This window comes from Pseudomonas sp. NFR09 (assembly GCF_900111535.1).
In the GTDB taxonomy this organism is placed as follows: domain Bacteria; phylum Pseudomonadota; class Gammaproteobacteria; order Pseudomonadales; family Pseudomonadaceae; genus Aquipseudomonas; species Aquipseudomonas extremorientalis.
In genome coordinates this window covers 823,062-837,089 of record NZ_FOIH01000001.1, presented here as the reverse complement: position 1 = coordinate 837,089, position 14,028 = coordinate 823,062, and the positions used below count along the sequence as shown (strand labels likewise).

The window sequence follows — 14,028 nt, the reverse complement described above, 5'->3', positions numbered from 1 at the left end:
GTGCAGGCAATTTTCCGGCATGTTCCGCTACGGCCATTGATATGGGAATGCAGTTATCTTCATCGATCCTTGAGGAAAACAAATATATCTGCCGCGATTGCCATCATTGGGCTCAGCTCATAACCTGCACGCCATTTTGTTTGTCTGCCGAGCCTCTACATGACTGCCACCTTTCCTACGCAGGCGCAGCGCTTTTCCCGCTCCGACTACAAAACCCTGGGCCTGGCCGCCCTCGGCGGTGCCCTGGAAATCTACGATTTCATCATCTTCGTGTTTTTCGCGCTGACCTTGAGCCAGCTGTTCTTCCCGCCGGAAATGCCTGAGTGGCTGCGCCTGCTGCAAAGCTTCGGCATCTTTGTCACCGGCTACCTGGCGCGCCCGCTGGGCGGCGTCCTGATGGCGCACTTCGCCGATCACCTGGGACGCAAGCGCGTGTTCAGCCTGAGCATCCTGATGATGGCCTTGCCCTGCCTGCTGATCGGGATCATGCCGACCTACGCGCAAATCGGTTACTTCGCCCCGCTGATCCTGCTGGTGCTGCGCGTGCTGCAAGGTGCGGCGGTCGGCGGTGAAGTGCCCAGCGCCTGGACCTTCGTCGCCGAACACGCGCCGCCCCACCATCGCGGCTATGCCCTGGGCTTCCTGCAAGCCGGCCTGACCTTCGGCTACCTGCTCGGCGCCCTCACCGCCACGCTGTTGGCGCAGGTCTTCACCCCCGCAGAAATCCTCGACTACGCCTGGCGCTTCCCATTCCTGCTCGGCGGTGTGTTCGGCGTGATCGGCGTGTGGCTGCGCCGCTGGCTCAGCGAAACCCCGGTGTTCCTCGAAATGCAGGCCCGCCGCCAGGCTGCCGCCGAACTCCCGCTGCGTACCGTGCTGCGTGACCATCGCGCGGTGTTGCTGCCCGCGATGATCCTCACCTGTGTGCTCACCTCCGCTGTGGTGGTGCTGGTGGTCATCACCCCGACCATGATGCAGAAAACCTTCGGCATGAGCCCCAGCCATACCTTCGCCTTGAGCGCGTTGGGCATCGTGTTCCTGAACATCGGCTGCGTCCTGGCCGGCCTGCTGGTGGACCGCATCGGCGCCTGGCTCGCGGTGCTGGTCTACAGCCTGATGCTGCCGGTGGGGATTGCGGTGCTGTACGCCAGCCTGATCAACGGCGGGATCTGGCTGGGCGCGGCATATGTCGTGGCGGGCCTCAGTTGCGGCGTAGTCGGCGCGGTGCCGTCGGTGATGGTCGGCCTGTTTCCGGCGCAGGTGCGGGTGTCGGGGATTTCCTTTACCTACAACATCGCCTACGCGCTGTGGGCGAGTACCACGCCGCTGCTGCTGATTGCGTTGATGCCGACCAGCCCGTGGATCTGCGTGGGGTATTGCGTGGTGATGGGGGCGGTGGGGGTGGGGAGTGTGGCGTTGTTTGGAAAACAGCATGCCGTGGATGCTGTTACAAATGCCACGTAGGGCCATCAATTGACCGGATTTGCCGCCGTTTCTATAGTCCTGGCCACCCCTGAGCAGCATTCAGAACCTTATGAACCAGACGGCTTTTATCAATCCCGCCATCCTTTCCTGGTCTCGCCAGCGGGCGGGTTTGTCTGAGGCAAAGGTTGCCAAAAGTCTCACGGTGCATCTGGGGCGTGTCAGGGAGTGGGAAGTAGGTCAGAGCCTTCCTACGTTTAACCAAGCGCAAAAATGGGCCGTTATTGCACATATCCCTTTTGGTTTTCTTTTCCTCAAGGTTCCGCCGCAGGATCATCTTTCTATCCCCGATCTGCGTACTGGGGAGGGTGTTTTTCCTGACAAACCCAGCTTGAATCTAATAGACACCGTGATAGACGTGCTCCGTAAACAAGACTGGTATTTGGAGTACTTGCAGGACCACGAGCGTTCTCCGCTGCCTTTCGTGGGAAGTTTCAGCAATCGTTCGCCCATCAAGGACGTGGTTGCAGATATTCGTCGCGTCCTCGGTGTGACGGATGACTTTGCCCGTATGAGCTATGAGGACTATTTCAGGGCCTTGGTAAGTGGCGCCGAGGACGCTGGCATTCTCGTCATGCGCAGCGGTGTTGCCATGGGAAACACCCACCGAAAACTTGATGTGAGTGAGTTTCGAGGATTTGCGATCAGCAACGCGATGGCTCCCGTGGTGTTCATCAACAGTGCGGACGCACCCACGGCGCGGCTTTTTACATTGATGCATGAGCTGGCGCATATCTGGATTGGCAGCACGGGTGTCTCCGATGGCAACAGTCACAGTGCCCGCCAGGAAGAAGCTTTTTGCAATGCTGTCGCGGGAGAGTTCTTGGCGCCGGAGCTGGTTTTTCGGGGGCACTGGGATTCGAATATTCACTGGGAAGGAAACCTGGCTCCCTTGGCCGGACGCTTTCGCGTCAGCACTTTGGTGATTGCCCGTCGTGCCCGTGATCTTGGCTACATCAGCAGTGATGAATATGGCGCCTATTACCGTCGTATCTTGCAGGCGTATCGAGATAAGGACGGCAGTGGAGGGGACTACTACCGCACCGCGGCAATCAGAAACAGCACCCGTTTGAGCAAGGCTGTTCTGGCAGAAGCGCAGAGCGGGCGGATTCTGCTGCGAGAAGCGGGGAAACTGCTGGGTATGCAGCCTGCCAAGTTGAAGACTTATGGGATGAAACTATCGGCATGAAGCATCTATTGGATTCGAACACGCTGATCGAGGCCAAGAACCGCTATTACGCAATAACGGTTTGCCCAGGTTACTGGGCATGGATTCTTCAGCAGCACCAGGCTTTGGAGATAGCCAGTATCGTGCCCGTCAGGGACGAACTCGCCCGGGGCAATGATGATTTGACCCAATGGGTTAAAGGCAATACGCACTTGTTCGAAGACGCCAGCGATGGGGCGACTCAGACTGCATTTGGACAGATAGTCGCAAAAATTGCGGAGCAGGTGCCTGCGATGAAGGCGGGAGCGTTCGAGGAGTTCCTTGAGGGCGCCGATCCCTGGTTGATTGCCAAGGCCATGTCGACGGGCGCAGTGGTTGTCACGCATGAGGTCTATAACCCGGACATCAAACGCAAGTTCACGATTCCCAATGTGTGCTCACTGTTCGGTGTGCCTTACATGAATACATTTGAGTTGCTTGGCAAGCTCGATGCTCGTTTTGTTTTGCATCAGTAAAACCATTGAGGGGAAGAGCTCTTCCCCTCAGTACGGCGTTTTTAGGTCAGGAAATGCCAAAGCACCAGCGTCCCCACCAGACCGACGACTGAAACAATCGTCTGCAACACCGACCACACCCAGATCGTTTGCTTCAGTTGCAAGCCGAAGTACTCACGCACCATCCAGAACCCGGCGTCGTTGACGTGGCAGAAGAACACCGAGCCGGCGCCGATAGCCAGCGCGACCAACGAGCTTTGCGTCACCGCCAACCCGGCCATCATCGGCGCGAGAATGCCCGCCGTCGTGGTGGTGGCGACTGTCGCCGAACCCGTTGCCTGGCGCAACGCAACCGCGATCAGCCATGCCAGCAGCAGGTACGGCATGTGCGCACCTTCGGCGACCTTGCTGATGGTCTGGCTCACGCCGGCATCCAGCAGGGTTTGCTTGAGGCCGCCGCCGGCGCCGATGGTGAGCAGCAATACGGCGATGGGGGCGAGGGCTTTGCGCAGGGTGTTGCCCACGTCGGCTCTTGGCATGCCTGCGGCCCAGCCCAGGCAGATCACGGCGGCGATCACGGCCAGGCCGAGGGCGATCAGCGGTTCACCGAGGAACTTCAAGGTCAGGCCGACGCTGCTGTCGGCCGGTAGCGCGACCTTGGCCAGCGTGCTGCCCAGCATCAGGATCACCGGTAACAGAATGATCAGCAACGACACGGTAAAGCTCGGCTGGCGCGGCGCCTTGGGCGGGGCGCTGAACAGTGCACCGATGTCCGCCGGTTCATCCACCTGCAGGCGCTTGGACAGCCAGTTGCCATAGATCGGACCAGCCAGGATCACCGCCGGCACCGCCAGGCAGAAACCCAGCAACATGGTCAGGCCGAGGTCGGCGTGCAAGGCGCTTACCGCAATCAGCGGGCCTGGGTGCGGTGGCATCAGAGCGTGCAGGGTGGTCATGCCGGCCAGTGCCGGGATGGCGATTTTCAGCAGTGGCTGGTTCGAACGCTTGGCCATCACAAAGATGATCGGCACCATCATCACCAGGCCCACTTCGAAGAACAACGGCAGGCCGATCACCATCGCCACCAGCGCCATTACCCACGGCAATGACTTGCCCTTGCCCAGCCCGAGCAAGGTGGTGGCAATGCGGTCGGCCGCGCCGGATTCGGCCATCAATGCGCCGAGCATCGAGCCCAGCGCAATGATGATCCCGGCTTCACCGAGGATCGCCCCGGCGCCTTTGCTGAAGGCCTTGGCCACTTCTTCCGGCGGCAGGCCGGCGCCGACACCGGCGATAAAGGTGCCGATCAGGATCGACAGGAATGGCGGCAACTTGGTCGCGCTGATCAGCACGATGATGCTGGCGATGGCCAGCAGTACACAAAACATAAGGCGAGTGTCGTGAACCATCCACGCGGCAGTCGATAACTCCAAGGCGGGACTCCTTATCGAACAGGTTGGGGAAATTGTTTCTTTTTGTTTCCTGCCCGAAAAGCATACCCGATACCGCGCTGGCCAAGTGCTTATGTACCGTTTTGGTGCGATCAGCTGCGGGCGGTCGAAATGCCCGCCGCAGAGCCATTGCTGTCGGATTTGTAATCTTTGCTCCACCGCCCTGATAAGTCGCGGCCGCTACATTGCCTGCGCTTGTACTTCATGGGCGTGGAACTCTCGTTATGGCAATTTCCGTTAGAAAACTCATGGGGGCGGGTGTGTTGTGGCTGGTTGCCGGCGCGGCCCAGGCACAGACCCTCACACTCGATTCAGCCTTGCAGACCGCCTTCGCCAATAACCCTGACCTGGCGGCTGCACAATGGGAAGTCGACATCGCCCAGGGCGGCCGCCAGCAGGCCGGGTTGATCCCCAACCCGGTGCTCTCCTGGGACGCCGAAGACACCCGTCGCAACTCTCGCACCACCTCCATCAAGCTCAGCCAGGCCCTGGAGTTGGGCGGCAAGCGTGGTGCACGCATTGACGTGGCCAGCCGTGCCCAGGACGCCGCCGCCCTGACCTTGGAACAGCGCCGCAACACACTGCGCGCCGACGTCATCGACAACTACTACGGCGCGCTGCGTGCCCAGGAACGCCTCGACCTGGCGCAGCGTTCCATGGCCGTGGCCGAGCGCGGCCTGGGCGTTGCCAATGGTCGCGTCACGGCGGGCAAAGCGTCGCCGGTAGAGGCAACCCGTGCGCAGGTGCAACTATCGGAAATGCGCCTGGAATTGAACCGCGCACAGGTCGGCCTCACCGACGCCTATCGCCGCCTGGCCGCCAGCACCGGCAGTGCCGGCGCGGATTTCCAGGCGGTCGCTACACCGTCCCAATCCACACCGCCCCTGCCGCCGCTTGCACAGTTGTTGACGCGCCTTGAGCAGACCACTGAACTGCGCCTGGCCGAGCTGAACATTCTGCAAAACGAAGCCAGCGTCGGCCTGGAAAAAGCCCAACGCATTCCCGACCTCGATGTGTCCATCGGCAGCCAGTACGACGCCAGCGTGCGCGAGCGCGTGAACCTGGTGGGCGTGTCGATGCCGATCCCGCTGTTCAACCGCAATCAGGGCAACGTGCTCGCCGCCACCCGCCGCGCCGACCAGGCCCGTGACCTGCGCAACGCCACCGAACTGCGCCTGCGCACTGAAACCCGCCAGGCGCTGGACCTGTGGCAAACCGCTAATACCGAAGTGCGCGCGTTCAACCAGCAGATCCTGCCCGCCGCGCAAAGTGCAGTGGACAGCGCCACCCGTGGTTTCGAGATGGGCAAGTTCAGCTACCTCGACGTGCTCGACGCCCAGCGCACCCTGATCGCTGCGCGCACCCAGTACCTCACCGCCACCGCCCAGGCCACTGACGCCTGGGTGCGTATCGAACGGATCTACGGCGACCTCGCCCGGTTTTGATTGTCTTTGGAGTCCTTTATGAACAACCGACACGGTGTGGCACTTGCCATTGCCCTGGGCCTGATGCTGTCCGGCGTTGCCTGGGCCGATGAAGAAGAAGGCACACTCGAACTCACCGAGCAGCAGATCCAGGCCGCTGGCATTCAACTGGCCCAGGCCGAGCCCCGCACCCTTAGCACGATGCTGGTACTGCCGGGCGAGGTGCGTTTCGACGAAGATCGCACCTCCCATATCATCCCGCGTGTGGCGGGTGTGGTGGAGTCGGTCAAGGCCAACCTCGGCCAATCGGTGAAGAAGGGTGAGCTGTTGGCGGTGATTGCCAGCCAGCAGATCTCCGACCAGCGCAGTGAGCTGGCCGCCAGCGAGCGCCGGGTTGAATTGGCGCGTACCACCTTTCAGCGTGAACGCCAGTTGTGGCAGGACAGGATCTCCGCCGAACAGGATTACCTGCTGGCGCGCCAGGCCCTGCAGGAAGCTGAGATTGCCCTGAACAACGCTCGTCAAAAGATGACCGCATTAAGCGGTAGCGCTGTGCTGGTTGGCGGCAATCGCTACGAGTTGCGCGCCCCGTTCGCCGGTGTGGTGGTGGAAAAACACCTGGGTGTCGGTGAAGTCGTCAGCGAAACCAGCAACGCTTTCACCCTCTCGGACTTGTCCCAGGTGTGGGTGACCTTCGGTGTGTTTCCCAAGGACTTGAACAAGGTCAGGGTGGGCAAACCGGTCACCGTCAGCTCCACCGAAATGGGCACCCAAGTGCAGGGCACTGTGGCGTACGTCGGCAACCTGCTCGGTGAGCAGACGCGCACGGCCACCGTGCGCATCAGTGTGCCCAACCCCGATGACGCCTGGCGCCCTGGGCTGTTTGTCAGCGTGCAACTGGCGACGGATTCTTACCAGGCGAAGGTCACCGTCCCGCAGGCCGCGATCCAGACCGTCGAGGACAAACCCTCGGTATTCGTACGTACCCCGGAGGGCTTCATCACCCGTCACCTGGAGCTTGGTGCGAGCGAAAACGGCTACGTCGAAGTGCGCCAGGGCCTCGATGCCGGGGCGCAGGTGGCCACGGTCGGCAGCTTCATCCTCAAGTCCGAACTGGGCAAAGGCTCGGCCGAGCACGCCCATTGATCCTGCGAGTGATTCCCCATGTTTGAGCGCCTTATCCAATTTGCCATCGAGCAGCGCATCATCGTGCTGCTGGCGGTGCTGTTGATGGCCGGTGTCGGCATCGCCAGCTATCAGAAATTGCCCATCGACGCGGTACCTGACATCACCAACGTACAGGTGCAGATCAACTCGGCGGCGGCCGGGTATTCACCGCTGGAAACCGAACAGCGCATCACCTTCCCCATCGAAACCGCCATGGCCGGTTTGCCCGGATTGCAGCAGACCCGTTCGTTGTCGCGCTCCGGGTTGTCTCAGGTAACGGTGATCTTCAAGGACGGCACCGACCTGTTCTTCGCCCGGCAACTGGTCAACGAGCGCCTGCAAGTGGCCCGCGAACAATTGCCCAGCGGCATCGAAACGGCCATGGGGCCGATTTCCACCGGCCTCGGGGAAATTTTCCTGTGGACCGTCGAGGCCGAGGACGGCGCACGCAAAGACGATGGCACGCCTTACACGCCCACCGACCTGCGGGTTATCCAGGACTGGATCATCAAGCCACAACTGCGCAACGTGCCGGGCGTGGCCGAGATCAACACCATTGGTGGCTTCGCCAAGGAGTACCAGATTGCCCCCGACCCCAAGCGCCTGGCGGCCTACAACCTGACCCTGAATGACCTGGTCACGGCGCTGGAGCGCAACAATGCCAACGTCGGCGCTGGCTATATCGAGCGCAGTGGCGAGCAACTGTTGATCCGGGCACCGGGCCAGTTGGCGTCCATCGACGACATCGCCAATATCGTTATCACCAGCTCGGACGGCACACCGATTCGCGTGCGCAATGTGGCCCAGGTCGAGATCGGCCGCGAACTGCGCACCGGCGCCGCCACCGAAAACGGCCGTGAAGTCGTGCTCGGCACGGTGTTCATGTTGATCGGTGAAAACAGCCGCAGCGTGTCCCAGGCTGTGGCGGAAAAACTCGAAGAGATCAACCGCTCGCTGCCCGAAGGCGTGGTGGCGGTCACGGTCTACGACCGCACCCACCTGGTCGAAAAAGCCATCGCCACCGTGAAGAAAAACCTCTTCGAAGGTGCGTTGCTGGTGGTCGCGGTGCTGTTCCTGTTCCTCGGCAATATCCGCGCTGCGCTGATCACTGCCATGGTGATTCCCCTGGCGATGCTGTTCACTTTTACCGGAATGTTCACCAACAAGGTCAGTGCCAACTTGATGAGCCTCGGCGCGCTGGACTTCGGCATTATCGTCGATGGCGCAGTGGTGATCGTCGAGAACGCCATCCGCCGCCTGGCCCACGCGCAACAGCGTCATGGTCGCCTGCTGACCCGCAGCGAACGCCTGCATGAGGTGTTCGCGGCGGCGAAGGAAGCGCGGCGGGCGCTGATCTTCGGGCAACTGATCATCATGGTGGTGTACCTGCCGATCTTCGCCCTCACCGGGGTGGCCGGGAAGATGTTCCACCCGATGGCGTTTACCGTGGTGATCGCCCTGTTGGGCGCGATGATCCTGTCGGTGACCTTCGTGCCGGCGGCGATTGCGCTGTTCGTCACCGGCAAGGTCAAGGAAGAAGAAAATAGTGTGATGCGCACCGCGCGCCGGGTCTACGCACCGGTGCTGGACTGGGTGATGGCGCGCCGACCGCTGGTGTTCGGCTTGGCCGTGTTGACCATCGTCGCCTCTGGCGTTGTTGCCAGCCGCATGGGCAGCGAGTTTATCCCCAGCCTCAGTGAGGGCGACTTCGCCCAGCAGGCCTTGCGCGTGCCCGGCACCAGCCTGACGCAATCGGTGCAGATGCAGCAGCAACTGGAAAAAACCTTGATGGCCCAGGTGCCGGAAATCCAGCGGGTGTTTGCACGTACCGGCACCGCGGAAATTGCCTCAGACCCGATGCCGCCAAATATTTCCGACAGCTACGTGATGCTCAAGCCGAAGGACCAATGGCCCGACCCGAAGAAGTCCCGGAAAGCGTTAATCGCTGATATCCAGCGTGCCAGTGCGATTGTGCCAGGCAGTGCATACGAGTTGTCGCAGCCGATCCAACTGCGCTTCAACGAACTGATTTCCGGGGTGCGCAGTGATGTGGCGGTGAAGGTGTTCGGCGATGACATGGGCGTGCTCAACACCACCGCCGGGGAAATCGCCGAGACCTTGCAGACGCTTGATGGCGCCTCGGAAGTGAAGGTTGAGCAGACGTCCGGCCTGCCGGTGCTGACCATCAATATCGACCGCGACAAGGCTGCGCGCTTTGGCCTGAATGTGGGCGATGTGCAGGACACCATTGCCGTCGCTGTCGGTGGGCGCCAGGCCGGTACGTTGTATGAAGGTGACCGGCGTTTCGACATGGTCGTGCGTTTGTCCGACGCGTTGCGCACCGATATCGACGGGCTGTCTCGGCTGTTGATTCCGGTGCCGGGTAATGCGGCTGGCCAGTTGGGGTTTATCGCCTTGTCCCAGGTCGCCAGTCTGGACCTGGTGCTCGGCCCGAACCAGATCAGCCGCGAGAATGGCAAGCGCCTGGTGATCGTCAGCGCCAACGTGCGGGGCCGGGATATCGGCTCGTTTGTCGAGGAGGCCGAGGCTGCCTTGATCGCCCAGGTGAAAGTACCGGCGGGCTACTGGACCACCTGGGGCGGCCAGTTCGAACAGTTGAAGGAAGCCTCCGAGCGCCTGCGCATCGTGGTGCCGGTGGCATTGCTGCTGGTGTTCGGCCTGTTGTTCATGATGTTCAACAACCTGAAGGACGGCCTGCTGGTGTTCACCGGGATTCCGTTCGCCTTGACCGGTGGGATCATGGCGCTGTGGCTGCGGGATATTCCGCTGTCGATCTCGGCGGGGGTGGGCTTTATCGCCTTGTCCGGCGTGGCGGTGCTGAACGGCCTGGTGATGATCGCCTTTATCCGCAACCTGCGTGAGGAAGGGCGCTCGTTGTCGATGGCGATCAACGAAGGCGCGCTGACCCGACTGCGTCCGGTGTTGATGACAGCATTGGTGGCGTCCCTCGGGTTTATCCCCATGGCGCTTGCCACCGGCACCGGTGCCGAAGTGCAGCGGCCCTTGGCGACGGTGGTGATCGGCGGGATCATTTCCTCAACATTGCTGACCCTGCTGGTGCTGCCGGCCCTGTATCAGTGGGCCCATCGCAAGGAAGAGGAAACACCAGGCTGAACCGTGTGAACCGGCCCGGCTGGCTGCTGACCTCGGCGTGCCCCTGATGCAGGTGCATGATCGACTGCACAATCGCCAGGCCGAGTCCGGTGCCGCCTTCCGCGCGGGTACGGCTGCTGTCGGCGCGGTAGAAACGTTCGAACAGGTGGGGCAAGTGATGGGCCTCGATACCGCGCCCAGGGTTGCCGACCGACAGCGCCACGCTCCGGTCGTAGCTTTCCACCAGTAGCAACACGCTGGAGTCGCAGGGGGTGTGGCGAATGGCATTGGACAGCAGGTTGGAAATGGCGCGCTGGATCATCAAGCGGTCGCCCGTTACCCAGGCATCGCCGCGCAGGCTCAGGGTCACTTGCTTGTCTTCGGCGCTGAGGGCGAACAGTGCCATCACCCGTTGCGCTTCCTCGGCCAGCGACACCGGGGCAAACCCGGCCCGTGCCGCCGGGTGGCTGACCTGGGCGAGGAACAGCATGTCGGAGACGATGCGCGACAGACGCTCCATTTCCTCGGTACAGGATTCCAGGCCGGCCTTGTACTCCGCCGAGGGCCGCTCGCGGGACAGGGTCACCTGGGCCTTGCCCATCAGGTTGGTCAGCGGGGCGCGCAGTTCGTGGGCCAGGTCGTCGGAGAACTGCGACAGCTGCTGCACCCCGGCGTCCAGGCGATGCAGCATGAAATTGATGCCCTGGGCCAATTCGCCGAGTTCCTTGGGCAGGTTGTCCAGGGCCAGGCGATGGGTCAGGTCCTGGGTGCTGACCTTGGCCGCCACCCGGCTGAACTGCTGCAAGGGCGCAAGCCCGCGTTGCACCAGCCACCAGGCGCCCATGCCGATCAGGATCAGCAGCATCGGCAGGGCGATTACCGTGGAGCGCAGGTAGGCACTGAGCAACGCTTCATCATCGGAACGGTCCAGCGACAACAACACGCGTACGTATTCGCCCCCTTGCAGGGGCATCAGGCGCGTCGCACTGAGAATACGATTGCCCTGGCCATCGACCCAGTTCAAATAGGCCAGGTTCTTGCCGGTGGGCACGTCGAGCAACAGCGGTTGCTGGGGCCTGGCGCCGACGCTGAGGAGTACCGGTGCATCGGGCCGTGCGCCGATGATGGTCAGGTAGATATTGTCGTGGCCCATCACCAGGTCCAGCAGTGAATGGGGGCGGTTGGTGATGCGGTGTTCATCGAGGCCTTGGCCGAGGGTATGGGCCAGTTGCTCCATTTTGTTTTCCAGGCCCTTGCGCGCGAGCTTGTCCAATTCGTGGGTCAGGGCCAGGTACGCCAGGGTTGCCAGCAGCACAACCAGCCCGGCGCCCATCAGGCTGACGGTCAACCCCAGGCGCATCGACAGGCTGCTGGTCTTCATGGCCGCGCCTCCAGCACATACCCCACGCCGCGAATGGTGTGGATCAACTTCACCTCGCTCTGGTCATCGACCTTGGCGCGCAGGCGGCTGATGGAGACCTCCACCACATTGGTGTCGCAGTCAAAGTTCATGTCCCACACCAGCGAGATGATCTGCGTGCGGGTCATCACCTCGCCGGACTGGCGCATCAGCACATGCAGCAGGGCGAACTCCTTGGTGGTCAGGTCGATCCGGCGGTTGCCGCGGTAGGCGCGATGCCGGCGCGGGTCCAGTTCCAGGTCCGAGACGCGCAGCACGTCCGGCACCGGGATGTGCTCGCTGCGCCGTAGCAACGTACGCACGCGAGCGAGCAGTTCGGGAAACTCAAAGGGTTTGACCAGGTAATCATCGGCGCCCATGTCCAGGCCCTTGATCTTGTCGGCCAGCCGACCGCGTGCGGTCAGCATCATCACGCGCTGATTGCCGTCGCGGCGCAGTTGCTCCAGCACTTCCCAACCGTCGGTGTTGGGCAGGTTCACATCAAGGATCACCAATTCGTAGCTGTGCTGCCGGGCCAGGTGCAGGCCATCGATGCCGCTGGCGGCGCAATCGACGACATAACCGCTTTCGGTCAGGCCTTGCTGCAGGTAGTCGGCGGTTTTTTGCTCGTCCTCAACCACAAGGATACGCATGGGGAGTTACCTTTAAAGAAAACGAAAAGGGCATGGCCTCATGGCGAGGCGGGGGAGGCTGTAGGAAAACTCTGGACCGTGAAGTAGCTTTAGGGTCAAGCCATGTCAGACAGGTGCGACGATTCGTCACTGAGCCTGCACACAAAAAAAACGCCCCGACCGGGGCGCAAAAATTCATCTCTGTTCCAAAGGAGCTACACGAAAGCCGCAGAGATGAGAGGTGTTCGGTGTGCAGTGTAGAAAGTGCAACTTAACGAGAAGGTGAGACCAATATTACAGTTCTGACAGACTTCAACCTGTGAAGAGATGTAGCGCATCGGCAAGTGAATGTAATTGGCCTACCTTAAAGCACCGCAATGGGGTACTCGATAATCAGCCGAACTTCTTCCAAGTCCGACTCGAATGCACTTGAGCGCACGGTCGCCTGGCGCAGCCGCAGTGATAAATCCTTCAAGTTTCCACTTTGCACCACATATTTGGCCTCGATATCCCGCTCCCAGCGGCGTTGGTCGGTCAGTGGGGCGCCGGCTGCATCGCGACGCATGTACACCGCGTTGGCGTTGCTGTAATCGGCGCCAGTGCCTTTGCCGTAGCGGGTCATGAACGACAGGCCGGGGATGCCGAATGCCTGCATGTCCAGGTCATAGCGCACCATCCATGAGCGTTCCTTGGGCGAGTTGAAGTCGCTGTACTGGATCGAGTTGTTGAGGAAGATCGAGTCGGACTGGCGCAGGTAGTCGAAGTCGTCATCACCGTTGTTGCGCTGGTGGGAGAGGGCCAGGCTGTGGGCGCCGACCTTCACTCCGAGCCGGGCGCTCCAGATGGCATTATCGAATTCACCGAGCTTTTTCCGGCCCTCGTCCACCGCCTTGTAGTAGTTGACGTCGCCGAACAGCGAGACATCTTCACCCAGCGGATAGCTGACGGCGCTGCCGACGTAGTACTGGTCCCAGGCATCTTTCAAGCGGCTGCCGTAAAGGCTGACGCTGAGGTGTTGGTTGACGGTGTAATCACCGCCGAAATAACCGACCCAGGGCGAGTCGACCGGGCCTGCGTAAAAGGTCGCGAAGCCTTTGTTCATGCCGCTTTCGCTCGGTTGGCTCATGCCGCTCAAGCGCCCGCCTTGCAGGGTCAGGCCCTCGAGGCTGGTGTTCTGTGCGGTCACGCCACGAAAACTTTCCGGCAACACGCGTGAATCGCCGTAGGCCACGACGGGGGTCAGCGGGAATACGTCGCCGGCCTTGATGACGGTATCCAGCATGCGCAGTTTCGCGGCGCCGCCGACTTTACTGTAGGTGTCCTCGGGGTGGTTTTCGCTGTCCACCGGCTGCACGCCGAACGAGCCTTTGCCGCCGCTGCGGCCGGTGCCCGAGTCCAGCTTTATGCCGACCATGGCAAACGCATCCACGCCAAAGCCAACGGTGCCTTGGGTAAAACCAGATTCGAAGCGGCCGATCAAACCCTGTGCCCAGGCCTCTGAATAGCCATTGCCGGTGGGGCTGGACTGGCCTTTGCGATCATCGCGGTTGAAGTAAAAATTACGCGCCAGCACATTGACGCGGCTGCCTTCGATAAAGCCCTCGGGCGGGTCCTCCACGGCCACGGCAGCCAGCGGGAAAGCGGCGCACAGTGAAAGGGGAAGGCTGTAGTGACGGATACGCATGGTTCGCTCCTGG

10 protein-coding genes are annotated in these 14,028 nt (G+C 61.5%); 6 read left to right on the top strand and 4 right to left on the bottom strand.

All coding sequences use genetic code 11. From position 1 onward, the window contains the following. The first annotated feature begins 159 nt into the window (after positions 1 to 159). From BMX59_RS03865 to BMX59_RS03855, 3 genes are all read left to right on the top strand, one after another. On the top strand, positions 160 to 1,464 hold the full coding sequence (locus BMX59_RS03865; protein ID WP_093120030.1) for an MFS transporter: 1,305 nt from the start codon (positions 160 to 162) through the stop codon (positions 1,462 to 1,464). 70 nt (positions 1,465 to 1,534) lie between these two features. Then, positions 1,535 to 2,671, top strand: a complete 1,137-nt coding sequence (locus BMX59_RS03860) for an ImmA/IrrE family metallo-endopeptidase (protein WP_093120027.1) — start codon at positions 1,535 to 1,537, stop codon at positions 2,669 to 2,671. Next, positions 2,668 to 3,165 carry a DUF4411 family protein gene (locus BMX59_RS03855; protein WP_093120024.1) on the top strand — a complete coding sequence of 166 codons (498 nt, stop codon included), beginning with the start codon at positions 2,668 to 2,670 and terminating at the stop codon, positions 3,163 to 3,165. The genes BMX59_RS03860 and BMX59_RS03855 overlap by 4 nt, the downstream gene beginning before the upstream one ends. A 41-nt stretch (positions 3,166 to 3,206) precedes the next feature. Here BMX59_RS03855 and BMX59_RS03850 read toward each other — a convergent pair whose 3' ends face one another. Further along, positions 3,207 to 4,577 carry a GntT/GntP/DsdX family permease gene (locus tag BMX59_RS03850; RefSeq protein WP_093120021.1) on the bottom strand — a complete coding sequence of 457 codons (1,371 nt, stop codon included), beginning with the start codon at positions 4,575 to 4,577 and terminating at the stop codon, positions 3,207 to 3,209. Positions 4,578 to 4,819: 242 nt separating this feature from the next. Here BMX59_RS03850 and BMX59_RS03845 point away from each other — a divergent pair, with 242 nt between their 5' ends. From BMX59_RS03845 to BMX59_RS03835, 3 genes are read left to right on the top strand one after another with little or no spacing between them, the layout of a single operon-like run. Continuing rightward, positions 4,820 to 6,040 carry a TolC family protein gene (locus BMX59_RS03845; RefSeq protein WP_093120018.1) on the top strand — a complete coding sequence of 407 codons (1,221 nt, stop codon included), beginning with the start codon at positions 4,820 to 4,822 and terminating at the stop codon, positions 6,038 to 6,040. An 18-nt stretch (positions 6,041 to 6,058) separates the two neighbouring features. After that, on the top strand, positions 6,059 to 7,165 hold the full coding sequence (locus BMX59_RS03840; RefSeq protein ID WP_092240524.1) for an efflux RND transporter periplasmic adaptor subunit: 1,107 nt from the start codon (positions 6,059 to 6,061) through the stop codon (positions 7,163 to 7,165). Between the two features lie 18 nt (positions 7,166 to 7,183). After that, a complete protein-coding gene (locus tag BMX59_RS03835) occupies positions 7,184 to 10,321 on the top strand; it encodes a CusA/CzcA family heavy metal efflux RND transporter (protein ID WP_093120015.1) in 3,138 nt (1,045 codons plus the stop codon). Here BMX59_RS03835 and BMX59_RS03830 read toward each other — a convergent pair. From BMX59_RS03830 to BMX59_RS03820, 3 genes are all read right to left on the bottom strand, one after another. Next, the gene (locus BMX59_RS03830) at positions 10,236 to 11,681 is read right to left on the bottom strand and encodes a heavy metal sensor histidine kinase (RefSeq protein WP_093120012.1); all 1,446 of its coding nucleotides are present in this window, start codon (positions 11,679 to 11,681) and stop codon (positions 10,236 to 10,238) included. The two genes, BMX59_RS03835 and BMX59_RS03830, sit on opposite strands and share 86 nt — an antisense overlap. After that, positions 11,678 to 12,352 carry a heavy metal response regulator transcription factor gene (locus tag BMX59_RS03825; protein WP_071490997.1) on the bottom strand — a complete coding sequence of 225 codons (675 nt, stop codon included), beginning with the start codon at positions 12,350 to 12,352 and terminating at the stop codon, positions 11,678 to 11,680. The genes BMX59_RS03830 and BMX59_RS03825 overlap by 4 nt, the downstream gene beginning before the upstream one ends. Positions 12,353 to 12,695: 343 nt before the next feature. Next, on the bottom strand, positions 12,696 to 14,015 hold the full coding sequence (locus BMX59_RS03820) for an OprD family porin (protein ID WP_093120009.1): 1,320 nt from the start codon (positions 14,013 to 14,015) through the stop codon (positions 12,696 to 12,698). Between the last annotated feature and the right edge of the window lie 13 nt (positions 14,016 to 14,028).

Excerpts from the sequence above, each read along its gene's own strand:
- BMX59_RS03820 (WP_093120009.1), bottom strand. The coding sequence starts at position 14,015 with ATGCGTATCCGTCACTACAGCCTTCCCCTTTCACTGTGCGCCGCTTTC.
- BMX59_RS03840 (WP_092240524.1), top strand. The coding sequence starts at position 6,059 with ATGAACAACCGACACGGTGTGGCACTTGCCATTGCCCTGGGCCTGATG.
- BMX59_RS03835 (WP_093120015.1), top strand. The coding sequence starts at position 7,184 with ATGTTTGAGCGCCTTATCCAATTTGCCATCGAGCAGCGCATCATCGTG.
- BMX59_RS03860 (WP_093120027.1), top strand. The coding sequence starts at position 1,535 with ATGAACCAGACGGCTTTTATCAATCCCGCCATCCTTTCCTGGTCTCGC.
- BMX59_RS03855 (WP_093120024.1), top strand. The coding sequence starts at position 2,668 with ATGAAGCATCTATTGGATTCGAACACGCTGATCGAGGCCAAGAACCGC.
- BMX59_RS03845 (WP_093120018.1), top strand. The coding sequence starts at position 4,820 with ATGGCAATTTCCGTTAGAAAACTCATGGGGGCGGGTGTGTTGTGGCTG.
- BMX59_RS03865 (WP_093120030.1), top strand. The coding sequence starts at position 160 with ATGACTGCCACCTTTCCTACGCAGGCGCAGCGCTTTTCCCGCTCCGAC.
- BMX59_RS03830 (WP_093120012.1), bottom strand. The coding sequence starts at position 11,681 with ATGAAGACCAGCAGCCTGTCGATGCGCCTGGGGTTGACCGTCAGCCTG.
- BMX59_RS03825 (WP_071490997.1), bottom strand. The coding sequence starts at position 12,352 with ATGCGTATCCTTGTGGTTGAGGACGAGCAAAAAACCGCCGACTACCTG.